Below are 26,649 nucleotides of genomic sequence, written 5' to 3'. Positions count from 1 at the left end.
CAGCGATATCGTTAAAATCGATTAACGTCTAGGGCGGCGGCGCCACAAGCTGCCGTCATTCCGGGGCGCGCCACTCGGCGCGAGCCCGGAATCCATTCCTCCCCGTACATTGCTGCACGATGGATTCCGGGTTCTCGCTTCGCGAGCCCCGGAATGACGCGGAGTTGCCTCTGTGTTCACCCTTCCAGCGCGATGGCGTGCACGTGCCGGCCGTAGTCCGGCTCCTTGCGATGCACCGAGCGGCGATAGCTGAAGAAGCGCTCGTCGGCATAGGTGTCGAGGCCGAGATCGTCGATCATCAGGATGCCCGCCATGTCCAGCCGCTTGCGGATGAAGCCGGCGAGATCGAACATCGCGTGGCCCTCGCGCACCGACGGGATGAAGAACATTGCGTTCTCGGCGTCAGCCTCGATGAAACGCGTCACGAACTCGTTGCCGACTTCGTAGCTGTCCTGCCGGATCAGGGGGCCGATCGCGGCGATGATGCCGCCGCGCGTTGCGCCCAGCTTCTCCATTGCCGAGATCGTCGCTTCGAGCACGCCGGTCAGTGCGCCCTTCCAGCCGGCATGCGCGCCGCCGATCACGCGCGCATTGGGATCGACGAACAGCACCGGCCCGCAATCGGCAGTGGAGACGCCGAGCGCAACCCCTGGCGTCCTGGTCACCAGCGCGTCGCCCCTGGGCCGCGGCCCGTTCGGCCACGGCGCATCGGCCACGAGCACGTCGGGCGAATGGATCTGGTGCAGGCTGAGGAAGCGATCGGGCGCGACGCCGACATGCTCGGCCATGCGGCGGCGGTTCTCGGCGACGAGGGCCTGGTCGTCATGGGAGCCGAGCCCGCCGTTCAGCGCGGAATAGATGCCGCCGGAGACGCCGCCTTCGCGGGTGAAGAAGGCATGGCGCAGGCCGGGCACGGCGGACAGCAGCGAGGAAGCAAGCGTCATGAGCTCTCTCCGGCCTTTTCGAGATCGCTGAGGCCGGCAAGGCCCGTCAGCCGCGGCTCGGAGATGCCGAGCACCTTGAACATCGAGCCCATGCCGCCGCGCCCGGTATCGGTCAGGCGCTTGAGCGCGACCGAAATGTCGGTGGCGACTTCGGGTGTCGCCTTCTGCATCAAGGCCGCGGCGCGGGTGTCGATGCCGACACGCTTGAGGAAGTCGCCTTGCGTTACCGGGCCGTGCACGCGGGCGCCGACATCCTCGGCGGCGCGCGCCAGCGCCTGGAAGTCGACATGGGCGGTGACGTCGGCCTGGCCCGGGGCTTTCAATGGATCGGCGAAGCTGTGGCGCACGATGGCCTGGAAGGTGTCGCCGGCATCGCTGCGCAGATGGCCGTAGTCGATGATGAGCGCCGCGCCGTCCTGGTCGCGCACGCGCGTGGCGAGCTTCATGATCTCGCCGTCGGGCCGCCACTCGTAGACCGCCCCGATGGGGGCCGCGCGCACCAGAGGCGGCAGCAGCACCTCGAAGCGCGGTGTCGGCTCCGGTGCCGCGCCGAACTGAAGCTTGCCGTTGGGGTCGATCTCGATCACACGCTCGTGCCAGCCGTTCTCGAGCCTGACCATCTGGCGGACCGGCAGCACGTCGAAATATTCGTTGGCGAGGATGATGCTTGGGCCGTCCGGTACGTCGTCGATGCTGTTGTGCCAGGTGATGTTGCGCACGGCGGACAGCGTCGCCGCCTGTCGTTCGCGCAGCACCGGATTGACCTCGACCATGTGGATATGGAGCGCCTGGTAGAGCGGTGGCAGCACGCGAAGTGCGCGCAGCGCGTCCGCCATCATGGTGCCGCGGCCGGGGCCGAGCTCGATCAGTCGCAAGAATTGCGGCGAGCCCATGTGCTTCCAGACCGAGGCGGTCCACAACCCCAGGAGCTCGCCGAACATCTGGCTGATCTCGGGGGCGGTGGTGAAGTCGCCCTCGCGCCCGAGCGGATCGCGCGAGACGTAATAGCCGTAGCGCGGATGCATCAGACACAATTCCATGTACCGCCAGACCGGCATCGGGCCTGAGGATTTGATCAGCGCCTTGATCTCGTTGAGGAGCGGCGAGTCGGTCACGGCTGTCTTCTCGAAATGAACTAACGAATGGCCTGGAGGGGCTTAGCCGCCCCCCGCCTGACAGCCAATACAATAAGTAGCGCGCCGACGATAAGCATCGGGATCGACAACAGCATGCCCATGGTTAACCCGCCCCAGAGGAAACCGAGCTGCGCGTCCGGCTCTCGGAAATGCTCGCCGGCGATGCGAGTCAGGCCGTAGATCAGGATGAAGGCGCCGAGGATCATGCCGGGGCGCTTCAGCGCGCCGAAGCGGATCATGATCGCGAGCACCGTGAACAGCAGGATGCCCTCCATGCCCGCTTCGTAAAGCTGGCTCGGATGGCGCGGCAGCTGCGTTGGGTCGTTGGGGAAGACCATCGCCCAGGGCAGGCTCGGGTCCGTGGCGCGGCCCCACAATTCGCCGTTGATGAAGTTGGCGATTCGTCCGAGCAGCAGCCCGACCGGGGCGACGGCGGTGGTGATGTCGCCGAGCGACAGGATCGGGATGCCGTTGCGATAGGCGAACCACATCACCGCCACGACGCAGCCGAGGAAGCCGCCATGGAACGACATGCCGCCCTCCCACAATCTGAAGATCGCGGCGGGATGATCGACGAAGAAGGGCAGATTGTAGAACAGCACGTAGCCGGTGCGGCCGCCGAGGATGATGCCGAGCGTGACCCACAGGATGAAGTCGTCGACCTGCACCAGCGAGATCGGCGCCGGTCCGCCCCACAGGCGCTCGTTCTTCAGGAGCGAGCGCGCATAGAGCCAGCCGAACACGATGCCGCAGATATAGGCCAGGGCATACCAGCGGATCGCGAAGGGACCGATCTCGATCGCGATCGGCTTGAAGGCGGGAAAGTCGATCAGCAGAAAGGGCATCGCGCCTTCTATGTCTGGACGAGATTGCGGCGAAGGAGCACCAGCGGACGCCGTATGATTCTTCTTATGCAGGCACGGTGAATACGATTGCAAGGAAACCGGTTCATGACAAGGATGACCGCGATCGGCTCTTGAACCGTTCCCTGCGGATTGCCATTGTCTTTTCGAGAGTTCGCGCAAAGTTTATCGGAGGCCGAAATGACCCAGACCAACAACCGGTTTTTCGACGAGATCGGCCGCCTGATGAACGACGCCGCCGGTGCCGCCCAGGGCGTCAAGCGCGAGTTCGACACCGTGATGCGCACCCAGGCGGAAAAATTCCTGCGCGACATGGACCTCGTCAAGCGCGAGGAGTTCGAGGCGGTCAAGGACATGGCGCGCCTCGCGCGCGAGGAGAACGAGGCGCTGAAGGCAAGGATTGCAGCGCTGGAGGCCAAGCTCGGCGGATAGGGTACTCCGACCGTCCCCTGGAGGGGGAGGGTCGCTGGGCATTCAGCGAAGCGGAATGCGCAGCGGGGTGGGGTGATCTCTCCACGCGGGCACCGTCTCAATGGAAAGACTGTCACCCCACCCCGCTCGCGCTACGCGCGATCGACCCTCCCTCCAGGGGAGGGTAGGAACCCGTTCCTGCCAGCCCATTCTCCTTGTCATTTCCGCATCTTCCGGGTAAAAGCCCGCCACGTTCGCGGCCCCCGCACCCCTGGAGGCTTGCTGCGGATGATGCCATGGGCCGCGCTGCGGCCCATTAACTTTTGCAAAAACAAGGACTTAACGACATGGCGACGACCGTCAAGGAATTGAAGGCGACCGCACGTCCGAAGAGCGGCAAGGGGGCCGCCCGGGCTGAGCGTCGCGCCGGCAGAGTGCCCGGAGTGATCTACGGCAACAACCAGCCCCCGCTGACGATCTCGATCGAAGATCGTGAACTGCGCCAGCGCATCCTCGCCGGCCGGTTCCTGACCACGCTGGTCGACATCGACCTCGAGGGCAAGAAGCACCGCGTGATTCCGCGCGACTATCACCTCGATCCGGTCAAGGACTTCCCGATCCATGTCGACTTCATGCGGCTCGGCGAAGGCGCCACCATCCGCATCAGCGTGCCCTTGCACGTGGTGAAGGCGGAAGGCTCGCCGGGTGTGAAGCGCGGCGGCACCGTCAACATCGTCGCCCACGCGATCGAGCTCGAATGCGGCGTCGAGAGCATTCCGCAGTACATCGAGGCCGATGTCGGCTCGCTCGAAATCGGACACTCGCTGCATCTGTCGGACGTCAAGTTGCCGGCCGGCGTGAAGGCGCTGACCCGCGAGGACGCGACCCTCGTCACCATCGTGCCGCCGTCCGGCTACGCGGAAGAGCAGAAGGCCGCGGCTGCGGCGGCTGCCGGTGGCGCGGCTCCGGGTGCTGCGGCGGCTCCGGCGGCTGCTCCGGCTGCTGCTGCTCCGGCGGCGGCTGCCAAGGCTCCCGCTGGCGGCGACAAGAAGAAGTAATCTCTCAAGGCTGGCGCGCGGTCCTTGATCGCGCGCCGAGCGAGGGGCGCGCCGCGTCATGCGACTCTTTGTTGGGCTCGGCAATCCCGGCGCGAAATACGCACGCAACCGGCACAATATCGGCTTCATGGCCGTCGACGAGATCGCGCGGCGTCATGGCTTTGCGCCATGGCGCCGTCGTTTTCAGGGCGAGACCTCCGAGGGCTTGCTGGGCACTGAGCGCGTGATCCTGCTCAAGCCCATGACCTACATGAACGAGTCCGGCCGCAGCGTTCAGGAAGCGGCAGGCTTCTTCAAGATCGCGCCGGGCGACGTCACCGTGTTCCACGACGAGCTCGAACTGCCGCCGGGCAAGGTGCGGGTGAAGATCGGCGGCGGCATCGCCGGCCACAACGGCCTGCGCTCCATCTCGGCCCATATCGGCAACGACTACCGCCGGGTGCGGCTCGGCATCGGTCATCCCGGTGTCAAGGAACTGGTGCACGGCCACGTGCTGTCGGACTTCGCCAAGGCCGACAACGAATGGGTGGCGACTCTCTGCGACGCCGTCGCCGAGCACGCTGCGCTGCTTGCCAAGGGCACGGACGCGACCTTCGCCAACAGGGTGCATCTCGCCATGCAGGCGAAGGGATTTTTGACCAAGGACGACAACGGCAAGGAATAGGGTCGCCGTTTTCTCCGTCATGCCCGGACTTGTTCCGGGCATCCACGTTCTTCATTCCGCGCGTCAAGGCGTGGATGGCCGGGACGAAGCCCGGCCATGACGAATACGGATAGAGGATACTATGGGATTCAAATGCGGGATCGTCGGATTGCCCAATGTCGGCAAGTCGACCTTGTTCAATGCGCTGACCGAGACGGCCGCGGCGCAGGCCGCGAACTATCCGTTCTGCACCATCGAGCCGAATGTCGGCGAGGTCGCCGTGCCCGATCCGCGGCTGGAGAAGCTCGCCGCCATCGCCAAGTCCGGACAGATCATCCCGACGCGGCTGACCTTCGTCGACATCGCCGGCCTCGTGCGCGGCGCTTCCAAGGGCGAAGGCCTCGGCAACCAGTTCCTCGCCAATATCCGCGAGGTCGATGCCATCGCGCATGTGGTGCGCTGCTTTGAAGATTCCGACATCACCCATGTCGAGGGCAAGATCGCCCCGCTCGCCGACATCGAGACCATCGAGACCGAGCTGATGCTCGCCGATCTCGACAGCCTTGAGAAGCGTGTCGACAATCTCACCAAAAAAGCCAAGGGCAACGACAAGGACGCCAAGGAGCAGCTCGATCTCGTCAACCGCACCCTGGTGCTGCTGCGCGAGGGCAAGCCCGCGCGCCTCGTCGAGCGCAAGCCCGAGGAGGAACGCGCCTTCTCCATGCTCGGCCTGCTGTCGTCCAAGCCCGTGCTCTATGTCTGCAACGTCGAGGAAGGCTCGGCCGCGACGGGCAATTCGTTCTCGAAGGCCGTGCAGGAGCAGGCCGCCAAGGAAGGCGCAGTCGCCGTCGTCATCTCGGCGAAGATCGAATCCGAGATCGCCACCATTTCCCGCGAGGAGCGTGCCGAGTTCCTGGAGACGTTGGGGCTGGAGGAAGCCGGCCTCGATCGCCTGATCCGCGCCGGCTACACACTGCTCGATCTCATCACCTACTTCACCATCGGCCCGAAGGAAGCGCGCGCCTGGACCATCCATCGCGGCACCAAGGCGCCGGCCGCGGCCGGCGTGATCCATACCGACTTCGAAAAAGGCTTCATCCGCGCCGAGACCATTGCGTATGAGGACTATGTCGCGTTCGGCGGCGAAGCCGGCGCGCGCGATGCCGGCAAGCTCCGCCTCGAAGGCAAGGAATACGTCGTCGCCGACGGCGACGTGATGCATTTCAGGTTCAATACGTAGGGCACAGCTGTCATTCCGGGGCGCGCCTCTTGGCGCGAACCCGGAATCCATTCATCCACTTGTTCTGGAGGCCCGATGGATTCCGGGTTCGCGCTTTGCGCGCCCCGGAATGACGAACTACCGTATCCCGCCGCCCTGGTCCCTGATCGCGCCGAGATGCTCGTTGATGCGGAAGACGATCAGGATCAGCTCCGCGACGATGCGCGAGAACACGATGCCGACCACGACGCTGGCGATCGAGGAGAGCAGCACCAGGAAGCCGCCGAACGGGCTGATCGCCATCGCAGCAAGGCCTGAGAAGATGCCGGAGAGGCCGAACAGGCAGATCAGCGCGATCACCAGCCAGTAGAAGGTCTTGATGATCGTCGGCGTGATGAAGCGGTCCCATTGAAACAGGTCGCTGAATGAAAACATCGCTCTCCCCAGGGGCAAATCAGGCCTCGGCCGTCGGTAGATCCGACTCAGGATCAACGCCGACACCCCATATGTAGCACGAGCCATGCGGGCCGGCGGGTTGAGATTGCCGCAAAGTGCGGCCACAATCTGTCATTTCCGCCAACCCATCCCAAGATGACCCTGACCTTCGAAGATTTCCTGCCCGGCCGGTTCGGAACGTTCGGCCCGCGCCATGTCACCCGCGACGAGATATTGGCCTTTGCCGCCGAGTTCGATCCGCAGCCGATGCACCTCGACGAGGCGGCGGCGGCGAAAAGCATGCTGCGCGGCCTGTCCGGCTCGGGCTGGCACCTGTGCTCGCTGATGATGCGGATGATGGCCGACGGCTTCATCACCCGCGCCGCGTCGCTCGGCTCGCCCGGCGTGGACGAGGTGCGCTGGCTGTCGCCACTTCGACCCGGCGACGATCTCATGCTCGACGTCGACGTCGTGGAGGCGCGCACCTCGAAGAGCCGACCGGAGCTCGGCATCGTCAAGTTCAAATGCACCGTGCGCAACGCGGCGGGGCAGGCGCTCGCCGAGATGACCTCGCCGATCCTGATCAAGCGGCGCGAGGGAGCGGTCTGATGCGGTTCTTCGACGACATCGCGATCGGACAGCGCCGCGAGATCGGCAGCTATACGTTCACGGCCGAGGCCATCAAGACATTCGCCGCCAAATTCGATCCGCAGCGCTTTCACCTCGACGAGGAGGAGGGCAAGAACTCGCTGTTCGGCGGGCTCGCCGCCTCCGGCTGGCATGTCGGCTCGGCCTGCATGAGCCTGCTTGTCGCCGACGGCAAGCGTCTGGCGCGGGAAGCCGCTTCGCGCGGCGAGGAGGTCGCGGTGTGGGGCCCGTCGCCGGGCTTTCGCGACCTGCGCTGGATCAGGCCCGTGCTCGCCGGCGACACCGTTGCTTTCGTCAACGTCGTCGTCGACAAGCGCACCTCCGCCTCGCGCCCCGGCTGGGGCATTCTGACGGCCCGGACCACCGGCACCAACCAGCGCGGCGAGGAAGTCTATTCCATCACCGCCAGCGCGTTCGTGCCGACGCGTGCGAACAGCGCTTAGACTCGTTCCAGAATGAACGTGCAAATGAGTGCGCGAGTGTTGCCCGCGCGCTATGGACGCGATTCCGGGTGGCTGCCATAAGCCTGCGCAACATGGTTACCGCGCGCAGCCTAGCGGAACCAGTGAGTTGCTAACTAATTATGAACCTGTCGCTGTCTATTTGAAACGAATTGGCAGAGGACAGGGGACGAGGACCATGGCAGACCGCGGCGCACTCAAATTCGTTGGATTCATCTTCGCGACCGCGACGCTCGCCGTGATGCTGGTCGCCGGCATGGTGGTGAAGGGCTATGCCGATGGCGGCTACACCCTTGAAGCCTCGACCGTGGAGGCCGCCCGATAAGGGGGCGCTGATTTCTGAAGCATGATCCGGAAGAGCGCGCAGCGGTTTCAGGAACGATCTGCTCAAACGACAATCTGGATCGCGATGACGCTTCATCCGAATCGCATCGCACTTTAGGAGGGCGGAGTCCGGCCCTCTGTCAGCGGCTGTAGACGAACGCCAGCACCGCGATCGCAGCCGCCAGCAATCCGACAAAGCGCAGCATGATCGTGCCGAGCTGATTCGGCGCGGGCTGTAGCGATATAGGGTCCGTGTTGTCGGGCCGAATGCTTTCCATGACCTGTCCCCAAGGCTCGGCCAAAACGGCCACGAGCGCTTGGCGTTTGTCGCCGGAGAGGGGTGGAGGGTTCAAAGGTGGGGCTGTGCTGGGCCGCGTGAGTGTGTGACCGCGTGTTCACTGCCGCGCTGCCATGTCCTTCAGCCATCCCCTCCACCAGCCATCCCCTCCACGGTCATGCCCCGGCTTGCCGCCTTCGCTAAAGCTTCGGCGGCCGAGCACCCGCGTGGCCCGGCGTAGCCTTCGCGGAGACGGGACCGGGGCATCCAGTACGCCGCGGCCTCTCGGCTCCTGCCTCACCGTCTCGGAGTACTGGATCGCCCGATCAGGTCGGGCGATGACTTCTTCGTTGGGGAGATCGCCCCCCAACAAAAACCGCCGCGCCCCTTCCGGAACGCGGCGGCCGGTGATGCGGTGCTTTGCGATCAGCTGTTGCGCAGGCCGTCGGCGGCGCGCTTCCACTGTGCGACGTTGTCGGCGATCATGCGGGTCGACTTCATCGCGGCCTGGCTGAGCTGGGCGTAGCCCGAGATCTCGCGCTGGACGCGCTGGCCTTCGGCGTGGAGCAGGTCGCGCAGGCTCTCGAGTTCGGAGATCAGGTTTTCGATCTCGGCGAGCGATGTGCCGGCGACGCGCTGGATCAGCGAGTTCACGTTGTTGACGGTGGCTTCCGCGCTCGGGTCGAGCGGCGGCGCGTCGGTCGTGGTCGCGGCCGGGCGGCGCAGATAGGCGATGTCGTTGCGGACGAAATCGCGGATGCCGGCTTCGACCTCGGTCACGGCGGCAAGGTTGGTGTCGACCGCTTCGGTCTCGGTGGCTTCGATCTTTTCGGGACGGGTGGCGTTCATCGTTGTTCCCCTGTTCGCGTTGAGCGCAGCGCGAGTGTCCCCGCACGACGACGTCTGTGAGGCTGCCTCATCAAGGCGTCCGAATTTGGCCGCAAATGGGCCGAGATGCGGCAAGGGGGGACGATTCAGGGGTTTTGCCGTGGCGCATGGTTAGGAGAGTGTGAATGCTGTCGCGGCGACGTGGAACGCTCAGCCAAGTCGGCGGTCTTCTCCCTCGCCCCGCTTGCGGGGAGAGGGTGGGGTGAGGGGGACTCTCCGCAAGGACGGAGACAGTTGGACTCGCGGAGAGTCCCCCTCACCCGGAATTTGCTTGCGCAAATTCCGGCCTCTCCCCGCAGGCGGGGAGAGGCGAAAGAGTCACCAGCTCTTCTTGAACCCTGCCGTCACGCTCTTGTTGATCGCGCCTTGCGAGGTCTCGCCGACCGAGCCGGAGACGGTGACGTTGTCGAACAGCTTCTGCTCGGCGCCGATTCTGCGCAGCCATTTGTCGTCTGTGGTCGACAGCGTCTGGCCGGCGGTGATGCTGGTGCCGGTGTCGGTGAGGGTGACCTTGGCGGTCTGGTCGGTCTCGTAGTTGCGCGTGACATGTCCGCCGATGCCGGGGACTGCGGTGGTGCCCTGCTGGTTGACGCTGTAGCCGTTCTGCAGTGTCAGCGACGTGTCGCCCGCCAGCGGCACCGACTTGGTCAGCAATGCCCCGATCTTGCTCTGCTCGGCGCCGGGATCGACCCGGGCTTCCACCGCGGTCTTGTCCCAGAGCGAGCCCGCGCCCGGCGCGGTCGCGGTTGCCCAGGCACTGCCGGAGGATTGCGGCAGGCTGCCGCCATTGGTGGCCTTCTGCGCCAGCAGCTCGGACATCGTCCGCGGCTCGCTCGTCACCGTCATGTCGGCGCCGATCCGCGTATCCCAGAACGAGAACACGGACTGCTTCACGGTCACGGCCGAGGAGCCGTTCGCATTGGGGTTCGAGGACCAGTCCAGGCCGTCCCTGGCTGCGGCCTGGGCGCGCTTCTTGGCGGCCATGGGGTCGATACCGGTCCCGGCATCGACCGCGAGCTGGCTCCAATCGAGCTTGTCGACGTCGATGTCCTTGAGCACGTCGGGGTCGTTGACGTCGGGGGTCTCGGCGGCCTCGGTCCCGGCCTCCTCGTCGGGCACTGCTGCGACCGGCGGAATGATCTGCGCCTGTAACGTCAGCACCGAGCCCAGAATGAATGCGGCCGCCAGCACCGGCAGCCTGGTCCAGCCAAACCCTGTCGAGAATTCCATCGTCCTGCCCGCGAACCCCAGCGCATGCTTGCCGACAATATACATCGGCGTTCGGCCATGCGCCATTCCGCTCACAGGATGCTGATCCAACGTTGCGGAATTGTGGCGGTTCTCCAAGGGGACGCGAACCAACGGGCCGCGCGAACCGCGCGCGCCCGACGACGAGCTTTTGATGCGACGGCATCCGGCGGGGCTGGAGGCCAGGACGTCGCGGTAGCCTTGTCGTCGGTCCCGACAAGCGGGGCCCGTTGGCGTCCCCCCTGAAGCGCGATGATCATCATCGCGCTTCAGGTTGTTGTTTGCGCATGACCTTTTCGGAAAACCGCTTCGCACTTTGCGCTAACGCGGCCCTTCGGGTCCGGATCATGCGTCAGCCGACGCTGGTCATCTTCGGCAGATGAATGGCGCGGCCGAGTGCCTGCTCGACCAGATCGAAGGTGTCGATCAGCACGCGCATGCTGACGAGCCTGCCCGCCCTGAACTGGGCGAACTGCGCCACGCGCAAGCTGATCGGCTTGTTGGAATCCAGTGCGGTCAGCGAATAGCGCAGCATCGAGGCGGCGGAATCGACGCCGAGCATGATGCTCTCGCGGTCGAAGCGACGAACGTGGAAATTGTCTGCGAGCTGGCGGATGACGTCGAGCACGGCTTCCTTGCCCTGGCGCGCGCCGAGGAACGGAAACATGTCGATCGGGCCGTAGAGCGCCCACTCGACGTCCTCGTCGATGAGCGCTTCGATGTCCTCGAAATGCCGGTCGTTGATCGCGCGGTGCAACGCGCGCGAGAAACGCCAGAGGCTGTGCTCTGTCATTTTGGGCAGTCCTGAAGCTGGCTTGCGAAAGAAACGGAAAACAACCCCATGCACGGTCTGGTGCCGGGGCTCAACTCGTTTGTATACGAATAAAATAAGCGGTTTCGGCCAAAACGCAAATCACATTTTTGCAATGCACCATTGAACGGAATTTGTAAGATTTACAACAGAACCCCGTAATCTTCCGGGTCTGTACGCAAGCCCCGGATGCGGGTTCCAGGCGAGGAGGAGACGCATCAATTCCCCCGCGCTCCCGTGATCAGCGGCCCGATCTCCCGCTCCAGCACCTGCTGTACCAGGTCGTAGGAATCGATGATTTCGCGGATCTCCGCCACCAGCCCGCCGCGGAAGGTGTAGAACACCGCCATGTCGAACTGCACGATGCGGTCGTTGCTGCGCTTCCTGAAATAGGTGTGCAGGTAGGTCGCGACCGCCTCGCCCTCGGCGAGGATGTGCGGCGCCTTGTAGCGGATGTCCGAATAGCGCGACCAGACCGTCTGCCAGAGCTCGCGCAGCTCGGCCTTGCCGTGGCGCGGCACCATGTGCGGCAGCACGTCGATCGGCGCGTGGGTGAGGAAGTCGACGTCCTCGGTGCAGCAGGACAGCGCCGCCTCGATATCGCCGCGCGCGAAGGCCTCGAGCAGATGCACGATGCGTTGGCGATTCAGCTTCTCGACCGTCATCCTGCCCGTCCTCGTCTGGCCCGTGCCGCCGCGCAGCGCCAAGGCGCGGTCGCGCGCACCGGCAATCCGCTAGGTCACAGCGACGTTGCAGACGATATGACGCGCGAGCGCCATGCCTGGTTCATGGCATGCAATTGCGGGTTGAATTGCGGTATGCAGCAATTCCCGCCCATCCGGTTGCGTGGCGCGCATGGCGCAATGCGCGCGGAGCAGGCGGAGGCGGCGCAAGCGCCGTCTCGAAGGACGTGGCGCGCGCTCTGGCGCCGCCAGAGTCATGTGAGATGGCGCTACTTGGCGCACCCAGCCCGTCGCCTCGCTCCAGCCTCGTGACGATCGTGTTGCTGCTGGCAGTGATGACGGCGAGCGTGGGGTGAGGAGAGCAAATCTCTCCTCGGCATTCCGGGGCGCTGCGAAGCAGCGAGCTATGATGCGCAATTGCGCATCTGAGAATCCATAGCCACCACTCGCGCGGTTGCGCCTACCTCCTCTTCCACCCACCCCGTCGCCCCGGCATTCCGCCCGTCGACTTCGGCGCGGGCCCGAACTCAGGTCCGGACTGCCGTGAATCCGTCGGCTGGATGATCCGGCTGGTGCTGCCGAACGGCTTTGACGGCAGCGCGCGGTTTTCGCGGTAGGGCAGCGACTCCGGGCCGTGCATTTCGTCGAGATGCGGCTTGTGCACCTTCGAGCCGCTGCCGCCGCCGCTGGCCTTCAGCGCGGAGCTCACGGTCTTCTTCTTCATCGCGCTGACCGGCAAATTTGCGGCGTCGCCGTACTTCTTCGTTCCCGCATAGGCGCCGGCCTTGCCCTGCACGGTGCGCTGCTTCGCAGTGGGGTCGTCGACCACCGCGAGCTCTGTCGCGCGCAGGCGCTTGACCTCGTCGCGCAGGCGGGCGGCTTCCTCGAAGTTCAGGTCGGCGGCGGCCTCGCGCATGCGGGTTTCGAGATCGGCGAGCACGGCTTCGAAATTGTGGCCGATCGAGATGACGTCGTCGGTCATGTCGTGGCCGCCGACCTCGACCAGCACGTGGTCGCGTTCGTAGACCGAGTTGAGGATGTCGCCGATCTGCTTCTTCACGCTCTCCGGCGTGATGCCGTTGGCGGTGTTGTACTCGACCTGCTTCTCGCGGCGGCGGTTGGTCTCGGCGATGGCGCGCTCCATCGACCCGGTCATCTGGTCGGCATAGAGGATCACCTTGCCGTCGACGTTGCGCGCGGCGCGGCCGATGGTCTGGATCAGCGAGGTCTCGCTGCGCAAAAAACCTTCCTTGTCGGCGTCGAGGATCGCGACCAGGGCGCATTCGGGAATGTCGAGGCCTTCGCGCAGCAGGTTGATGCCGACCAGCGCGTCGAACGCGCCGAGCCGCAGGTCGCGGATGATCTCGATACGCTCGATGGTGTCGATATCGCTGTGCATGTAGCGGACGCGGATGCCCTGCTCGTGCAGATATTCGGTGAGGTCCTCCGCCATGCGCTTCGTCAGCACCGTGATCAGCGAGCGATAGCCGGCCTGCGCGGTGGCGCGCACCTCGCCGACGAGATCGTCCACCTGCGTGCGGGCGGGGCGAATATCGACGGGCGGATCGATCAGCCCGGTCGGGCGAATGACCTGCTCGACGAACACGCCGCCGCTCTCGTTCAGCTCCCAGCTGCCGGGCGTCGCCGATACCGCGACGGTCTGCGGCCGCATCATGTCCCACTCCTCGAAGCGCAAGGGGCGGTTGTCCATGCAGGAGGGCAGGCGGAAGCCGTATTCGGCCAGCGTCGCCTTGCGGCGGAAGTCGCCGCGGAACATGGCGCCGATCTGCGGGATGGTGACGTGGCTCTCGTCGGCGAAGATCAGCGCGTTGTCGGGGACGTATTCGAACAGCGTCGGCGGCGGCTCGCCGGGGCGGCGTCCCGTGAGATAGCGCGAATAGTTCTCGATGCCGGCGCAGCTTCCGGTCGCTTCCATCATCTCGAGATCGAAGGTGGTGCGCTGCTCCAGCCGCTGCGCCTCCAGTAGGCGGCCCTGGTCGTGCAACTGGTCGAGCCGCTGCTTCAGCTCGAACTTGATCGACTTGATCGCCTGCACCAGCGTCGGGCGCGGCGTCACATAGTGCGAATTGGCGTACATCTTGATGAATTCGAGCTCGTCCTGCTTGTGGCCGGTGAGCGGATCGAACTCCTCGATGGTCTCGATGGTGTCGCCGAACAGGTTCACGCGCCAGGCGCGGTCTTCATAGTGCGCCGGGAAGATGTCGATGACGTCGCCGCGGACACGGAAGGTGCCGCGGGTGAAATCCGCCTGGGTGCGCTTGTATTGCAGCGCGACGAGGTCGGCGATGAGCTGGCGCTGGTCGATGCGCTCGCCCTTCTTCAGCGCGAACGTCATCGCGGTGTAGGTCTCGACCGAACCGATACCGTAGATGCAGGACACCGACGCCACGATGATGACGTCGTCGCGCTCCAGCAGCGCGCGCGTCGCCGAGTGGCGCATGCGGTCGATCTGCTCGTTGATCGAGGAATCCTTCTCGATATAGGTGTCGGTGCGCGGGACGTAGGCCTCCGGCTGGTAATAGTCGTAATAGGAGACGAAATACTCGACCGCGTTGTCCGGGAAGAAATTCTTGAACTCGCCATAGAGCTGGGCGGCCAGCGTCTTGTTCGGCGCCAGGATCAGGGCCGGGCGCTGCGTCGCTTCGATCACCTTGGCCATGGTGTAGGTCTTGCCCGAGCCGGTGACGCCGAGCAGCACTTGGCTGCGGTCGTTGCGGTTGATGCCCTCGACCAGCTCGGCGATCGCGGTCGGCTGGTCGCCCTTGGGCTCGTAGGACGACTTGATCTCGAAACGCACGCCGCCTTCGGACTTCTCCGGGCGCGGCGGCCGGTGTGGCGTCCACACCTTCATGGAGCCGTCGCCCTTGCGGAACTCCGGCCGGCCCTCGCGGATCAACGATTCCAGCGCGTCCGCGGTGGCCTTGACGCCGAGCGCCTCCATCTTGCTGCGCGGCGGCCGGGCCAGCGCTTCAGCATCGTCCTCCTCGGTCGGCAGTCCGAGCTGCCGCGCCAGTTCCGGATCGAGTGTCGGGATGGTGGCCGCGGTCCCGTAATTGGCCTGCGGCGCTTCCTCCAACCCACCGATCTCTCCGCTCCCTCCCCCCTTGTGGGGGAGGGTAGGGGAGGGGGGTAAGCCACGAGTCGCGCTGCCAGTGTCCTGCGGGAACTCCTTCGGCGTCGAAGCCCGCGCCCGATGCGCGGCGGCCTCGCCTCCGGCGCGGCGGTCGCGCGAATTGTCCGGCGGCGGCTGAAGGCCGGTGCCCGACCCCAAGCCCGCATCGCCGCGATTGATCGCGGGATTGAGCAACTCGGCCAGCGCCGGCCCGATCGGCTGCACGTCGGGGCGGTGTGCCTTCGAGTTCGGAGCCTTGGTTTTCGGGGATTTTGCGGGGGGAGCAGGTTTCTTCGCCATCAGCCGAATATGGGACGAGTCCGCCCCGCAATAAAGGGCGAATGGCCGCCTCCATGCAGGCTGCTGACAGCAGCCTGGCAGCAGGCCGGGACCTTCAGGCCGCCGGCAGCGGCCCGCCGTCGTCTTCGGCCGGGACATGCGGCTCGAGGATGTCGAGATGGATGCCGCCGCAATCGCTGCAGCGCATGGCCCAGTACTCGCACCCGGCGCGGCCGGGGATCACGCGGAGCACCGCGAGATCGCCGTCGCATTCCGGGCAGTTGGACAGCACCGCACGGGTGTAGATCCGCGGCCGCGCTGCGTCGGTTTCGATGATGGACATGACCGGTGTTCCCCCTGCGCGCTTTTTCTCTGGTCCGCCCGCGGACCCGCTGGGCTATTCGTCGTCGCCTTCGGCCCGCCGGCGGAAGCGATCGATGTGGTGCTTGGCATCGGCGATCGCCGCATCGGGATCGGGCCAGGCGAAGCCGACTTCCATGGCAGGAAACAGCACGCCGTCGATGGCTACCGGGCTGAAATCGGCCCGGCGGATCCGCGCGTGCCACAGCCCCTTGCCAGCTTCGAAGGATTCGATGTCAAAGCCGTCGTAAAGGGTCGTCATGAGTGTAGGTCCCACTTTTTTTCGGAGGGTCAGGGGACCACGATTACGGGTTTCAGAATGTGAAGCGGTTCACAAGCGACGTGGCTTTTTTTGCTCAAGCTTGTCGAAAAGACTTCAGTTCCGCGCGCCGGCGCGGCCGATCCGGCGGGGGCGGGCGGCGGGTTCCGAGGCCGCGCGCATGATCCAGCGGCGGAAGGCGGCAAAGTCGCGCTGCTCGGTCTGGAAGCTGCGATAGAGCAGGTACCAGCGCATGCCCTTGGGCACCGAGAGGTCGAGAGGCGCCACCAGCCGGCCGGCCGCGAGATCGTCGTCGATATAGGGCCGGATGCCCATGGCGATGCCGAGCCCGTCGGCGGCGGCCTGCAGCGCCTGGCCGTAAAACTGGAACTCGGGTCCGCGCGCGTTGATCCGCGCAACGCCCGCGGCCTTCAGCCAGATCGGCCAGTCCTCGGGCGAGTGCGCGACGCGGATCAGGCTCGGTCCCTTCAGGTCGGCCGGACGCTTCAGCCCGCCGGCGAGGCGTGGCACGCAGACCGGCGTCAGGTCGCCGGCAAACAGCGGCTCGGCGACGAGGCCGGGCCAGTCGCCGGTGCCGAGCTTGATGCCGCAGCTCCAGTCCTCGCCGAACGGCACCGACGCGCCGCCGGTGGTGAAGCGCACCTCGATGTCGGGCTCCTCGTTGCGAAACTCGGACAGGCGCGGGATCAGCCAGCGCATCGCAAAGGTGTGGCCGACGCCGATGGTGAGCACGCGCACGCTCGAGGGCGCCGTCACCTGCGCGGTGAGGCTCGCCAGCGCATCGAAGATCGGGGTCAGCCCGCTCTGATAGGCGCGGCCGGCCTGCGTCAGCACCAGGCGGTTGGCCTTGCGCTCGAACAACGCGACACCGAGCCGCTCTTCGAGCAGATGCACCATGCGGCTGACGGCGGCCGCCGACACGCTCAGCTCCAGCCCGGCCGCAGCAAAGCTGCCGGTCCGCGCCGCCGCCTCGAACGCCTTGATGCCGTTGAGAAACAGCAACCGCCGCAAATGCCCGACCCTCAGGAAAGCTGATGCCAGGGCAAGATAACTCAGTTTGCGGAGAGGCGGCAAGCAAGGCACAACTTGCAGCGTAGTCCTAGGCTGATTTGTTCGGGAGCGCCGCGGCTTCTTCACCTCTCCCCGCCTGCGGGGAGAGGTCGGAATTTGCGAGAGCAAATTCCGGGTGAGGGGGACTCTCCGCGAGTCCAACTCTCACCGTCCCCGCGGAGGCTTCCCCTCACCCCCACCCTCTCCCCGCAAGCGGGGCGAGGGAGTGAAACTGCGTGCCTCCCTGACTATCCGTGCCGATTTAGGAGATTTGCCAACGTGACGCCCCTCATGATCGCGGCCCTTGGATTGCTGATGGTCGCCACCGCGTTCCTGTCGGGGCTGTTCGGCATGGCGGGCGGGCTGGTCCTGATCGGCGTGCTGCTGGCCCTGATGCCGCTGCCGACCGCGATGGTGCTGCATGCGATCACGCAGATGGCCTCGAACGGCTGGCGCGCTTTCCTGTGGCGGGCGCATATCCGCTGGCGGCCGGTCGCGAACTATATGGTTGGCGCTGCTGTCGCGCTCGCGGCCTGGTCGCTCACCCGCTATGTGCCGGACAAGCCGGTCGCGCTGCTGATGCTGGGTGCCACGCCGTTCATGGCGCGACTCCTGCCGGCGAACATCAAGCCCGATCCCGACCGTCTCTGGCAGGGCACGGTCTATGGCACGATCTGCATGGGCCTGATGCTGATGACCGGCGTCTCCGGCCCGCTGCTCGACACCTTCTTCCTCGGCGGCAATTTCGGCCGGCGCGAGAAAGTCGCGACCAAGGCGATGTGCCAGCTGGTCAGCCATTTCACCAAGCTCCTCTATTTCGGCGGCATCATCGACCAGGCGGCGAGCCTCGATCCCGTTCTCGCCGGCGTTGCGATTGCCGCCTCGATGCTCGGCACCACGCTGGCGCGGCGCATCCTCGAAGCCATGACCGACCAGCAATTCCTGGCATGGTCGAACAAGCTGATCACCACCATTGCCTGCTACTACATCGCCTATGGCGGCTGGCTCCTGGTTCGTACCCCGGTGCTGGCCGCCTTCGACAAGGGAGGTTTGCAATGAGCGAGGCGGCCGATCCGCTGGTGCTGGACTTCGTCGAATGGGTCGCCCGCGAGCCGCGCGCCTATGCCGAGGTGATCGCGACCTGGAAAACCTCGTGCCCGCGCCTCACCATCTGGGAAGACGCCGCGGATCGCGGCTACGTCGCCCGCGAGACGATAGCCGGCCTCGGGCTGGTCATCGCGGTGACGGAGGACGGCGAGAGGCTGCTGCGCACCAACGGGCGGTGATCTTTCCACATCGTCATTGCGAGCGCCAACGAAGCAATCCAGAATGGGAGACCCTCACCCTGAGGAGCGCGCATCTTGCGCGCGTCTCGAAGGGCGAGGCCGAGATCGGGCCTTCATCCTTCGAGACGCGCGTTCCGCGCTCCTCAGGATGAGGGTCTGGCAGAAAGACCCGTCATGTCACTCAAACTCTACGAACTCGTCGGCACCGATGCTTCGCGCCCCTTCAGCCCGTTTTGCTGGCGCACGCGGATGGCGCTGGCGCACAAGGGTCTTGCGGCGGAGGCCCTGCCCTGGCGCTTCACCGAGAAGAGCGCGATCGCGCCGCACGGCTCGGAGAAGGTGCCGGTGCTGTTGCACGACGACAAGCCCGTGGTCGATTCCTGGACCATCGCGAATTATCTGGAGGACAAGTTTCCCGATCGTCCGTCGTTGTTCGGCGGTGAGGGCGGTCGCGCCATGGCGCGCATGATCAATGCCTTCGGCGACATCGCCATCGTCGGCGGCATCTTTCCGCTGATCGTCGCCGACATCCCCAACAACCTCGCCGAGGTCGACGCCGCCTATTTCCGCAAGTCTCGCGAGGCGCGCTTCGGCGGCAAGAGCCTGGAAGAGGTCATGGCGAGCCGCGACACCGGCGTGGTCGCGTTCCGCAAGTCGCTGGAGGTGATGCGGCAGACACTGAAGAAGCAGCCCTAATCTCGGCGGCAACGCGCCGAACTACGCCGACTACATCGTGTTCGGCGGATTTCAATGGGCGCGCGTGGTCAGCCCGTTCAAGCTGCTGGAGGCGGACGATCCGGTCCATGCGTGGCGCGAAAGACTGCTCGATGCGTTCGACGGCATGGCGCGGACATCGCCAGGGTACAAAGTGTAGCGGATGACGCGCTGCTCGCTCCTGGACGCGTTCAACCCGCGCAGGCATGTCCTGTTACGCGTTCGCCCTTGACGACGATTGCGATCAACTTGCTGGCGACGCCATTGAAGTCCGACGGTTTGAAGTAGCCCCTCACGTAGGCTTCCTGTGTGAGCCGCTCGATGCGCTTGTCCTCTCCCGTCGACCATTGCTTGGCTATGTAATCAGCGCCTGCCGGGCCGAAGATCTCGGGATAGCGCTCTGTCTGATTCTGGCGGTGATAGTAATACTCGTTGAGGCCCTCGATGAAGTGTTTGCGCGTGTCCCCGATGCAGCGCCCACTCCAGGGAAGCTCGAGCGCGGCCATCGCGCCGCGACGCTGGCTGATGCGCGATTCGACCGCATATTTTTCGGTGTCTCCGTAGCCTTTGCCGTCACCCGCAAAGACCTGTGGCCGAGCCTTGGGCTCCGGCGCAAAGGCCCAGACCGCGACTTGCCAGGCCACGATCGCCCAGATCACGAACCAGATGCGGTTCATTTGCCGCTCGCTGCGGCGCGCATCCGCGGCAGGCAAACCGGGGAGGGCTCGGACCACAGGCCGGGGCCGGCAAATTGCTTGACCGTGAGGCGGAGTTCCTCCGGAAAGTCGGTCTCGACGACGCCCTTCTGCTCAAAAGCTTCGGCAAGCGCGGCCTGGACGCGCATGTCGAGCGGCGTAGAGAACGCCGCGTTGGCCTCGTCCCGCTTCTTCTCGCTGCAGAACATTGCCATCATGGGGTTCGGGCAGTCGAAGATCTTCATGTACGCGCGGGCATAGGCCGTCGTGGCGGCGATGAGGTTGGCCTTCATCGTGTCGTCGCATGGCGACATCGCGTAGGCAGTGCCTGCCTGCAACGCGTCGAGCCGCAGTGCGTCGCGTTTCGGATCCTTGTCGCTTTGCGAGGTGTGTGCGGCTTCCCACATTTTGCGATCGTAAGCCTTGGCGCTCTCGTCGCCGAATGTCGTGGTGAGCGTCGGCTGCAATGCGCTGATCGGCGAAACCGTGTAGGCGGGAAATCCCCGCATCGCCCAGAACACGCCGACGAAGGCGGTCGTGAAAGCCATACAGGTGAACAGTACGAAACGGATCATTGGCGCCACACTTGCATTTGCGGGGCACAACCTAGCCGTGTTTGATTAAGAGATGTCTGAAAACGCGGGATGCTGGCAGTATTAGGTAAACGGATCTGCAAGGCCGCAACGACAATTGTCCCGAGCGCCGCAACTCCGTGACGCCGTGTTCGGATGGCGTCTCGAACGACGGGAGCGTCCTGCTTCAAGACGCGTATTCCGCGCTCCCTTCAGGATCGTGAGCTCGGGTCGTCGCTGTCCGCGGAGGACAACGCAACGGCCGCAGCCTTCCGCAAACAATCCCGGCACAGACAATCCTCGCCCGCGAGCGGCATTGGCAGTTTTGCCGTCTCCTCCGCGCACCAGCACGTGCCCGAGAGGTCGCAGCCGAACTCGGCGCCGCAGCGGGAGCAGGCGAGGCGGCGCGGTTCCTGCAACGCGGATTCTTTCGGATTTGTCATGATCTACGCCGAAGCTTCGCCGTCATTTTCATGTCGGGTTCATTTGTCGCTACGGTATATTACGCGCCGCGCACGTATCGGGAAAGCGGCTCCAACGCGCGAAGGACAGATCGATGGCCCGCGATACGCAAGCTGCTCTCGTCGCGCTCAACCGCTTTGGCTTCGGCGCCCGCGGCGGCGCGTCGGGCGATCTCATCAACGCAAGCTCCGACCCGCGCGGCTTCGTGAAGGCCGAGCTTGCACGTCCCAACGGCGTGCTGCTGGAAGCGCCGGGACTGCAATCGACGCCGCGACTCGGGCAGGCCGTCTTTGCCTATCAGGACCAGGTCAAGCAGGCGCGCGAGGCTGCGAAGGCTGCCGCGCCCGCTGAGACGCCGCCGGCAGCGCCGACCGAACGGAACGCCGGGCTCCGCCGCAATCCCTCGCTGAATGCGGCGGCGACGGAGATCGCCAGCCAGATGGCGGAGGCGAAGCCTGCGGACAATGCGGCAAAGCCGGACGCCATGCAGCCCAACGCGGCGGCACCGCCGGCCGCAAAGCCCGCGCCGCAGCCGCTCAACGTGATTCAGAAGACCTTTCGCGCCGAAGCGCTGGCGCGGTTGCAGCGCGCCACGCTCGCCGAGTGCGGCTTCACCGAGCGCCTCGTCGCGTTCTGGTCCAACCATTTCTGCATCTCCGCCAGCAAGGGCGAGCTGACACGGATCTGGGCCGGTGCGTTCGAGCGCGAGGCGATCAGGCCGCACGTGCTCGGGCGCTTCGCCGACATGCTGAGGGCGGTCGAGCAGCATCCCGCGATGCTGTTCTTTCTCGACAACCAGCAATCGCTCGGGCCGGATTCGCGCGCCGGGCAGAACCGCAAGCGCGGGCTGAACGAAAATCTCGCGCGCGAGATCATGGAGCTGCATACGCTCGGCGTCGGCGGCGGCTACACGCAAGGCGACGTCACCTCGCTGGCGCGCATCATCACCGGCTGGACTTTCGCCGGCCGGCAGGGGCAGCTGGGGCCCCCCGGCTCCTTCGTCTTCAACGTCAATGCGCATCAGCCCGGGCCGCAAGTCCTGCTCGGCAGGAGCTACGAGGCCACCGGGCTCGCACAGGGCGAAGCCGCGCTCGCCGACCTCGCCCGGCATCCGTCGACCGCGAATTTTATCGCCACCAAATTCGTCCGTCACTTCGTCGCCGATGATCCGCCGCCGGCGCTCGTCGGGCGCCTGCGCGATCTCTTCGTCAAGTCCGACGGCGATCTCAAGGCGCTTGCCCTGGCGCTGGTCGATTCCGATGAGGCGTGGAGGGCGCCGCTGACCAAGATGCGCTCGCCTTACGATTTCCTGGTCGCGAGCGGCCGGCTGCTCGCGCAGGTGCCGGAGGACCCGGGCCGCTATCTCAACGGCCTCAACCTGCTCGGTCAGCCGCTCTGGTCGCCGCCGGGCCCCAACGGCTTTCCCGACACCAATGCCGCCTGGGCCGCGCCCGAAGGCATCAAGCTCAGGCTCGATATCGCGGTGCAGATCGGCGCGCGGCTCGGCAACAACATCGATCCGATCGACCTGCTGGAGTTCGGAGCCGCCGACGCGGCCTCGATCGAAACGCGCAAAACCATCGAGCGCGCGGAGTCGCGACAGCAGGCGCTAGCGCTGCTGTTGCTGTCGCCGGAAATGCAGCGGAGATGAAGATGATCGACTGCGTCGAAAACCGGCTCCTCACCTCGCGCCGCGGCCTGCTGCTCGGCGGCGCTTCCTTCGCGGCCTGGGCCTACCTGCCGAAATTCGCCCGCGCCGCCGATGGGCGCGATCCACGCTTGATCGTGGTGATCCTGCGCGGCGCGCTCGACGGTCTCTCCACGGTCGGGCCGATCGGCGACCCCGACTATGCCGGCCTGCACGGCTCGATCGCGCTCACCGCGGATGGCGCGCATCCCGCGGTCATGCTCGATTCCTTCTTCGCGCTGCATCCGGCGATGCCGGAATTCGCGCGCATGTATCGCGACAAGCATGCGGCAGTTGTTCACGCGGTGGCGACGCCCTACCGCGACCGCTCGCATTTCGACGGCCAGGACGTGCTCGAAAGCGGCTTTGCCGGCCCGGGCCGCGTGCAGTCCGGCTGGCTCAACCGCGCGCTGGAAGCGCTGCCGCGCGGCGAACGCGTGTCGAGCGGTCTCGCCATCGGGCCGACCACGCCGCTGGTGCTGCGTGGCAACGCGCCCACCGTCGGCTGGGCGCCACTGGCGCTGCCGCAGGCCGACGACGACACCGCGATGCGCCTCATGGAGCTCTACCGTCACCGCGATCCCGCACTGGCCTCGGCGTTGTCGCAAGGCCTCCAGCTCGACAAGGCTGCGAGTGGCGACGACATGAAAGCGACGCGCGGCAACGCCGTCGCACAGATGCGGCAGGTCGCGCGCGGCGCGGCGAAGCTGATGGCGGCTGACGATGGCCCGCGCATCGCCGCGCTCGCCTTCGACGGCTGGGACACGCATGCAAATGAAGGCGGCCCTGTGGGGCGTCTCGCCTTCCTGCTCGGCGGCCTCGACGGCGCGCTCGCCGAGTTCGAAGGCGGCCTGGGGGATCGCTGGCGCGAGACCGTCATCGTCATCGCCACCGAATTCGGCCGCACCGCGCGCATCAACGGCACCGACGGCACCGATCACGGCACGGGAACGATCGCGCTGCTCGCCGGCGGCGCGGTGAAAGGCGGCCGCGTCATCGCCGACTGGCCTGGCCTCAAGCTCGCCAACCTCCACGAGGCCCGCGACCTCAAGCCGACGACGGACCTGCGCTCCGTGATCAAGGGCGTGCTGCAGGACCGGTTCGGCCTGTCCGACCGCGTGCTGGCGGAGACGGTGTTTCCGGATAGCGCAAGCGCACGGCCGATGAAGGGGCTGGTGGCTTAACCTCTCCCCGCTCTTCTGCGGGGAGAGGTCGGATTGCTCAGGCGCGCAATGCGCGCCTGAGCAATCCGGGTGAGGGGCATGGCACTCTATTGCCATGAACCAAATCTCTCCGACTCGAAAGACGATTGCGATTCAGCGCACTGAATCTACAATTCACACCGAACTCGCGGAGACGGCCCCTCACCCCACCCTCTCCCCGTAAGAACGGGGCGAGGGAGCGATAGAACGGTGCGTCCATCACGGGTCAGGGCAGGGCAATGCGTGGCCACAACGAAAAACCCATCCGGCTCGCGCGACGCTTGCGTGCCAATCAAACGGATGCAGAGACGGTTCTCTGGAATCGTATTCGCAATCGACGGATCGATGGCAACAAGTTCGTCAGGCAAGAGCCGATCATCGGCTACATCTGCGATTTCGTATGTCGCGAGAAGCGGATCGTCATAGAAGTCGACGGCGGGCAGCACAATGAATCTGCATCAGATGCGGTTCGAGACGAGCGCTTGGCAGAGAAGGGGTACAGGGTGCTGCGCTTCTGGAACAACGATGTCCTCGGGAACACCGAAGGAGTTCTCACCGTAATTCAGGCTGAACTCGCGACGGCGGGAGGTGTGACTTAACCTCTCCCCGCCCTTCTGATGGGAGAGGTCGGATCGCTATGGCGCGCAATTCCGCGCCTGAGCGATCCTGGTGAGGGGCAGGGCACACTGTTGCCAAGAGGGCAGCATATCCGGCTCCCACATTGACCGTGCGTGCATCGCGCACATCGCCTACAATCGAGACCAAGCTCGCGGAAGCAGCCCCTCACCCCGCCCTCTCCCCGTAAGAACGGGGCGAGGGAGCGAGAGGGCGATGCGTCCCTTACCCTTCTCGCCTACAGGAGAGACCGCCCAATGTACATCGCCATGAACCGCTTCCGCGTCGCCAAGGGCTCCGAGGCTGCTTTCGAGCAGGTCTGGCTTTCGCGCGACACCCATCTCGACAAGGTGCCGGGCTTCGTCGAATTCCATCTGCTGAGGGGGCCCGAGCTCGAGGACCACACGCTCTACGCCTCCCACACCGTGTGGGCGAACCACGCCGCGTTCGAGGCCTGGACCAAGTCGGAGGCGTTTCGCGCGGCGCATCACAAGGCGGGTGACAACAAGCCGCTTTATCTCGGCCATCCCCAGTTCGAGGGCTTCGAGGTGGTACAGACGGTCGGGCGCGGCGCGAAGTAGCGCGCCGCAGAGCTCAGCCCAGAGTGATCTTGTCGATCTCCGCCATCTCATCCACGCTGAGTTTCCAGGCGATCGCCTTCACGTTCTCCTCGATCTGCTCGACGCGCGTGGCGCCTGCGATCACGCTCGACACCTGCGGGCGCGCGGCGAGCCAGGAGAAGGCGAGCTCCAGCATCGAGCGGCCGCGCGACTTGGCGAAGGCCTGGAGCTTCTCGACCATGTCCTCGTTGCGCGGCGTGACGTAGCGGTCGCGCAGCGCCGGCGCCTTGGCAAAGCGCGTGTCGGCGGGGGCCGCCGCGCCGCGCTGGTACTTGCCCGTCAGCAGGCCGCTCGCGAGCGGGAAGAACGGCAGCAGGCCTAGCCTGTACTCTTGGGCCGCCGGCAGCAGGTCCTTCTCGATGTCGCGAACCAGCAGGGAGTATTCGTCCTGGCAGGAGACGAAGCGGCTGACATTCATCGCGCGTGCGGTGAACTCGGCTTCCGCGATCCGCCAGGCCGGGAAGTTGGAGTTGCCGATGTAGCGCACCTTGCCTTGCCGGATGAGATCGTCGAGCGCACGCAAGGTCTCCTCCATCGGCGTCAGCGGATCGTAATCGTGCTGCTGGTAGAGGTCGATGTAGTCGGTCTTGAGCCGCCTCAGGCTCGCCTCGACCGCATCCATGATGTAGCGGCGCGAGGCGCCCTGCCTGGTGCCGTCGGTCGCCATCGGCTTGGCATATTTGGTGGCGAGCACGATGTCCTTGCGGCGATCGCCGAGCACGGTGCCGAGCACCGTCTCCGAGCCGCCCATCCCGGCATAGATGTCGGCGGTGTCGAACAGCGTGATGCCGAGATCGAGCGCGCGATGGATCACCTTGCGCGAGGTCTCCAGATCCGTGCGCTGGCCGAAATTGTTGCAGCCGAGCCCGACCGCAGACACGCGAAGGCCGGAGGCGCCGAGATTACGAATTTCCATGGGGGATCCTGTCAGATGAGCAGCGGCACATTGTGACCACCGTGCGCCGCATCAGCAAGCCGATGCCTGCGCTGCTGCCATGCAGACGATCCCGGACAAAAAAATGCGGCCCCTGTCAGACGCGGCGACTGACGGGGGCCGCTTTGGGGCGCTTGATCGGTGACGGGGGCCTGACCAGACGCAGGCGCAGCGTAGTCTTGCTGTGTTACGCCCGGGTGACAGGCGGAGTTATCCACAGGGCTCTAGGGACGCAGCGCTTAGAAGATCTTGCGATAGACGATGAAGCCGGACCGCTCCGCGACCTTGTCGTACAGGCGCTGTGCCGTCAGATTGGTCTCGTGCGTCTGCCAGTACACGCGCGGCGATCCCGCGAGCTTTGCCCGCTCATAGACGCCTTGGATCAGCGCCGAGGCGACGCCCTTGCCGCGCGCGGATTCGAGCGTGAACAGGTCCTGCAAATAGCAGGACGGCTCGATCGCGGTGGTGCTGCGATGAAACAGATAATGCGTCAGCCCGAGCAGGCGGCCGTCCTCCTCGGCCACCAGCGCATGCATCGGCTCGTAAGCATCGAAGAAGCGCTGCCACGTCATCTTCGTAATCTCGGGCGAAAGGGCGGTCGGGCCCGAGCGGCCGTAGAAGGCGTTGTAGCCGTCCCACAGCGGCAGCCATTGTTCGTAGTCCTGCCTCGTGACGGCGCGAATGGTGAGCGACATGTGAAATTCCCGCGAT

31 protein-coding genes and 1 pseudogene are annotated in these 26,649 nt (G+C 65.5%); 14 read left to right on the top strand and 18 right to left on the bottom strand.

Annotated elements, in window-relative coordinates; translation table 11 throughout:
- Window positions 1–176: 176 nt before the first annotated feature.
- Genes pgeF through lgt form a run of 3 tightly spaced genes read right to left on the bottom strand, consistent with a single transcriptional unit; the run spans window position 177 to window position 2,925 of the window.
- Window positions 177–944 carry a peptidoglycan editing factor PgeF gene (gene pgeF / locus EDE08_RS12170; protein ID WP_131869205.1) on the bottom strand — a complete coding sequence of 256 codons (768 nt, stop codon included), beginning with the start codon at window positions 942–944 and terminating at the stop codon, window positions 177–179.
- Window positions 941–2,059: a class I SAM-dependent methyltransferase gene (locus tag EDE08_RS12165; protein ID WP_131869206.1), complete on the bottom strand. Its 1,119-nt coding sequence runs from the start codon at window positions 2,057–2,059 to the stop codon at window positions 941–943. Before EDE08_RS12165 ends, pgeF begins: the two co-directional genes overlap by 4 nt.
- A gap of 20 nt (window positions 2,060–2,079) precedes the next feature.
- Window positions 2,080–2,925, bottom strand: coding sequence for a prolipoprotein diacylglyceryl transferase (gene lgt, locus EDE08_RS12160; protein ID WP_131869207.1), 846 nt, complete (start codon window positions 2,923–2,925; stop codon window positions 2,080–2,082).
- A gap of 198 nt (window positions 2,926–3,123) precedes the next feature.
- Here lgt and EDE08_RS12155 point away from each other — a divergent pair, with 198 nt between their 5' ends.
- The 4 genes from EDE08_RS12155 (at window position 3,124) to ychF (ending at window position 6,295) form a co-directional block, all read left to right on the top strand.
- Window positions 3,124–3,375 (top strand): accessory factor UbiK family protein, encoded by a 252-nt coding sequence (locus EDE08_RS12155; protein WP_007596812.1) that lies wholly within the window; start codon window positions 3,124–3,126, stop codon window positions 3,373–3,375.
- 326 nt (window positions 3,376–3,701) lie between these two features.
- Window positions 3,702–4,412, top strand: coding sequence for a 50S ribosomal protein L25/general stress protein Ctc (locus EDE08_RS12150; RefSeq protein ID WP_131869208.1), 711 nt, complete (start codon window positions 3,702–3,704; stop codon window positions 4,410–4,412).
- 58 nt (window positions 4,413–4,470) lie between these two features.
- Complete coding sequence (gene pth, locus EDE08_RS12145; protein ID WP_131869209.1) at window positions 4,471–5,076, top strand: aminoacyl-tRNA hydrolase; 606 nt, start codon at window positions 4,471–4,473, stop codon at window positions 5,074–5,076.
- A 121-nt stretch (window positions 5,077–5,197) separates the two neighbouring features.
- A complete protein-coding gene (ychF, locus tag EDE08_RS12140; protein ID WP_131869210.1) occupies window positions 5,198–6,295 on the top strand; it encodes a redox-regulated ATPase YchF in 1,098 nt (365 codons plus the stop codon).
- A 117-nt stretch (window positions 6,296–6,412) separates the two neighbouring features.
- On the opposite strand, the gene EDE08_RS12135 is transcribed toward ychF, so the two are convergent.
- A complete protein-coding gene (locus tag EDE08_RS12135) occupies window positions 6,413–6,709 on the bottom strand; it encodes a DUF4282 domain-containing protein (protein WP_028176656.1) in 297 nt (98 codons plus the stop codon).
- Window positions 6,710–6,865: 156 nt separating this feature from the next.
- Here EDE08_RS12135 and EDE08_RS12130 point away from each other — a divergent pair, with 156 nt between their 5' ends.
- The 3 genes from EDE08_RS12130 (at window position 6,866) to EDE08_RS38400 (ending at window position 8,143) form a co-directional block, all read left to right on the top strand.
- Window positions 6,866–7,318 carry a MaoC family dehydratase gene (locus EDE08_RS12130; protein ID WP_131869211.1) on the top strand — a complete coding sequence of 151 codons (453 nt, stop codon included), beginning with the start codon at window positions 6,866–6,868 and terminating at the stop codon, window positions 7,316–7,318.
- The gene (locus EDE08_RS12125) at window positions 7,318–7,800 is read left to right on the top strand and encodes a MaoC family dehydratase (RefSeq protein ID WP_131869212.1); all 483 of its coding nucleotides are present in this window, start codon (window positions 7,318–7,320) and stop codon (window positions 7,798–7,800) included. The genes EDE08_RS12130 and EDE08_RS12125 overlap by 1 nt, the downstream gene beginning before the upstream one ends.
- A gap of 196 nt (window positions 7,801–7,996) precedes the next feature.
- Window positions 7,997–8,143, top strand: coding sequence for a hypothetical protein (locus EDE08_RS38400; RefSeq protein WP_164934669.1), 147 nt, complete (start codon window positions 7,997–7,999; stop codon window positions 8,141–8,143).
- A gap of 139 nt (window positions 8,144–8,282) precedes the next feature.
- Here EDE08_RS38400 and EDE08_RS38395 read toward each other — a convergent pair whose 3' ends face one another.
- The 9 genes from EDE08_RS38395 to EDE08_RS12085 form a co-directional block, all read right to left on the bottom strand.
- Window positions 8,283–8,420 (bottom strand): hypothetical protein, encoded by a 138-nt coding sequence (locus EDE08_RS38395; RefSeq protein ID WP_165935882.1) that lies wholly within the window; start codon window positions 8,418–8,420, stop codon window positions 8,283–8,285.
- 425 nt (window positions 8,421–8,845) lie between these two features.
- Window positions 8,846–9,268: a hypothetical protein gene (locus tag EDE08_RS12120; RefSeq protein WP_131869213.1), complete on the bottom strand. Its 423-nt coding sequence runs from the start codon at window positions 9,266–9,268 to the stop codon at window positions 8,846–8,848.
- Window positions 9,269–9,625: 357 nt separating this feature from the next.
- Complete coding sequence (locus EDE08_RS12115; protein ID WP_131869427.1) at window positions 9,626–10,537, bottom strand: hypothetical protein; 912 nt, start codon at window positions 10,535–10,537, stop codon at window positions 9,626–9,628.
- Window positions 10,538–10,907: 370 nt separating this feature from the next.
- Entirely contained in the window at window positions 10,908–11,348 is a 441-nt protein-coding gene (locus EDE08_RS12110) for a nuclear transport factor 2 family protein (RefSeq protein ID WP_131869214.1), read from the bottom strand.
- 236 nt (window positions 11,349–11,584) lie between these two features.
- Window positions 11,585–12,031 (bottom strand): nuclear transport factor 2 family protein, encoded by a 447-nt coding sequence (locus EDE08_RS12105; protein WP_131869215.1) that lies wholly within the window; start codon window positions 12,029–12,031, stop codon window positions 11,585–11,587.
- 478 nt (window positions 12,032–12,509) lie between these two features.
- Window positions 12,510–15,482 carry an excinuclease ABC subunit UvrB gene (uvrB, locus tag EDE08_RS12100; RefSeq protein ID WP_131869216.1) on the bottom strand — a complete coding sequence of 991 codons (2,973 nt, stop codon included), beginning with the start codon at window positions 15,480–15,482 and terminating at the stop codon, window positions 12,510–12,512.
- Between the two features lie 94 nt (window positions 15,483–15,576).
- On the bottom strand, window positions 15,577–15,804 hold the full coding sequence (locus tag EDE08_RS12095) for a hypothetical protein (protein WP_131869217.1): 228 nt from the start codon (window positions 15,802–15,804) through the stop codon (window positions 15,577–15,579).
- A 54-nt stretch (window positions 15,805–15,858) separates the two neighbouring features.
- The gene (locus EDE08_RS12090) at window positions 15,859–16,083 is read right to left on the bottom strand and encodes a hypothetical protein (protein WP_028176666.1); all 225 of its coding nucleotides are present in this window, start codon (window positions 16,081–16,083) and stop codon (window positions 15,859–15,861) included.
- A gap of 114 nt (window positions 16,084–16,197) precedes the next feature.
- Window positions 16,198–17,112, bottom strand: a complete 915-nt coding sequence (locus tag EDE08_RS12085; protein WP_061877455.1) for a LysR substrate-binding domain-containing protein — start codon at window positions 17,110–17,112, stop codon at window positions 16,198–16,200.
- Between the two features lie 318 nt (window positions 17,113–17,430).
- On the opposite strand from EDE08_RS12085, the gene EDE08_RS12080 reads away from it, so the two are divergent.
- From EDE08_RS12080 to EDE08_RS12070, 3 genes and pseudogenes are all read left to right on the top strand, one after another.
- Entirely contained in the window at window positions 17,431–18,210 is a 780-nt protein-coding gene (locus EDE08_RS12080) for a sulfite exporter TauE/SafE family protein (RefSeq protein ID WP_131869218.1), read from the top strand.
- Entirely contained in the window at window positions 18,207–18,437 is a 231-nt protein-coding gene (locus EDE08_RS12075) for a hypothetical protein (RefSeq protein WP_131869219.1), read from the top strand. The genes EDE08_RS12080 and EDE08_RS12075 overlap by 4 nt, the downstream gene beginning before the upstream one ends.
- A gap of 174 nt (window positions 18,438–18,611) precedes the next feature.
- A pseudogene (locus EDE08_RS12070) lies at window positions 18,612–19,311 on the top strand (glutathione S-transferase family protein).
- A 31-nt stretch (window positions 19,312–19,342) separates the two neighbouring features.
- On the opposite strand, the gene EDE08_RS12065 reads toward EDE08_RS12070, so the two are convergent.
- The 3 genes from EDE08_RS12065 to EDE08_RS39070 all read right to left on the bottom strand — a co-directional run bounded on the left by EDE08_RS12065 (window position 19,343) and on the right by EDE08_RS39070 (window position 20,861).
- The gene (locus EDE08_RS12065) at window positions 19,343–19,828 is read right to left on the bottom strand and encodes a hypothetical protein (RefSeq protein WP_131869220.1); all 486 of its coding nucleotides are present in this window, start codon (window positions 19,826–19,828) and stop codon (window positions 19,343–19,345) included.
- The gene (locus tag EDE08_RS12060; RefSeq protein WP_131869221.1) at window positions 19,825–20,421 is read right to left on the bottom strand and encodes a hypothetical protein; all 597 of its coding nucleotides are present in this window, start codon (window positions 20,419–20,421) and stop codon (window positions 19,825–19,827) included. The genes EDE08_RS12065 and EDE08_RS12060 overlap by 4 nt, the downstream gene beginning before the upstream one ends.
- Before the next feature lie 209 nt (window positions 20,422–20,630).
- The gene (locus EDE08_RS39070) at window positions 20,631–20,861 is read right to left on the bottom strand and encodes a cysteine-rich CWC family protein (protein WP_131869222.1); all 231 of its coding nucleotides are present in this window, start codon (window positions 20,859–20,861) and stop codon (window positions 20,631–20,633) included.
- A 113-nt stretch (window positions 20,862–20,974) separates the two neighbouring features.
- Here EDE08_RS39070 and EDE08_RS12050 point away from each other — a divergent pair, with 113 nt between their 5' ends.
- The 4 genes from EDE08_RS12050 to hmuQ all read left to right on the top strand — a co-directional run bounded on the left by EDE08_RS12050 (window position 20,975) and on the right by hmuQ (window position 24,965).
- On the top strand, window positions 20,975–22,531 hold the full coding sequence (locus EDE08_RS12050) for a DUF1800 domain-containing protein (RefSeq protein WP_131869223.1): 1,557 nt from the start codon (window positions 20,975–20,977) through the stop codon (window positions 22,529–22,531).
- Between the two features lie 2 nt (window positions 22,532–22,533).
- Window positions 22,534–23,751 (top strand): DUF1501 domain-containing protein, encoded by a 1,218-nt coding sequence (locus EDE08_RS12045; protein WP_165935881.1) that lies wholly within the window; start codon window positions 22,534–22,536, stop codon window positions 23,749–23,751.
- Window positions 23,752–24,008: 257 nt separating this feature from the next.
- The gene (locus EDE08_RS12040; RefSeq protein WP_131869225.1) at window positions 24,009–24,368 is read left to right on the top strand and encodes an endonuclease domain-containing protein; all 360 of its coding nucleotides are present in this window, start codon (window positions 24,009–24,011) and stop codon (window positions 24,366–24,368) included.
- A 273-nt stretch (window positions 24,369–24,641) separates the two neighbouring features.
- On the top strand, window positions 24,642–24,965 hold the full coding sequence (gene hmuQ, locus EDE08_RS12035; protein ID WP_024340421.1) for a heme-degrading protein HmuQ: 324 nt from the start codon (window positions 24,642–24,644) through the stop codon (window positions 24,963–24,965).
- A 13-nt stretch (window positions 24,966–24,978) separates the two neighbouring features.
- Here the strand turns inward: hmuQ and EDE08_RS12030 are convergent, their stop codons facing one another.
- Window positions 24,979–25,920: an aldo/keto reductase gene (locus EDE08_RS12030; RefSeq protein WP_131869226.1), complete on the bottom strand. Its 942-nt coding sequence runs from the start codon at window positions 25,918–25,920 to the stop codon at window positions 24,979–24,981.
- A 257-nt stretch (window positions 25,921–26,177) separates the two neighbouring features.
- Entirely contained in the window at window positions 26,178–26,633 is a 456-nt protein-coding gene (locus tag EDE08_RS12025; RefSeq protein ID WP_131869227.1) for a GNAT family N-acetyltransferase, read from the bottom strand.
- Window positions 26,634–26,649: the final 16 nt, after the last annotated feature.

Source organism: Bradyrhizobium sp. R2.2-H (assembly GCF_004346455.1).
Taxonomy (GTDB): domain Bacteria; phylum Pseudomonadota; class Alphaproteobacteria; order Rhizobiales; family Xanthobacteraceae; genus Bradyrhizobium; species Bradyrhizobium diversitatis.
Note: the sequence above shows the minus strand (reverse complement) of the source record. Positions and strands in the feature narration are given on the sequence as shown.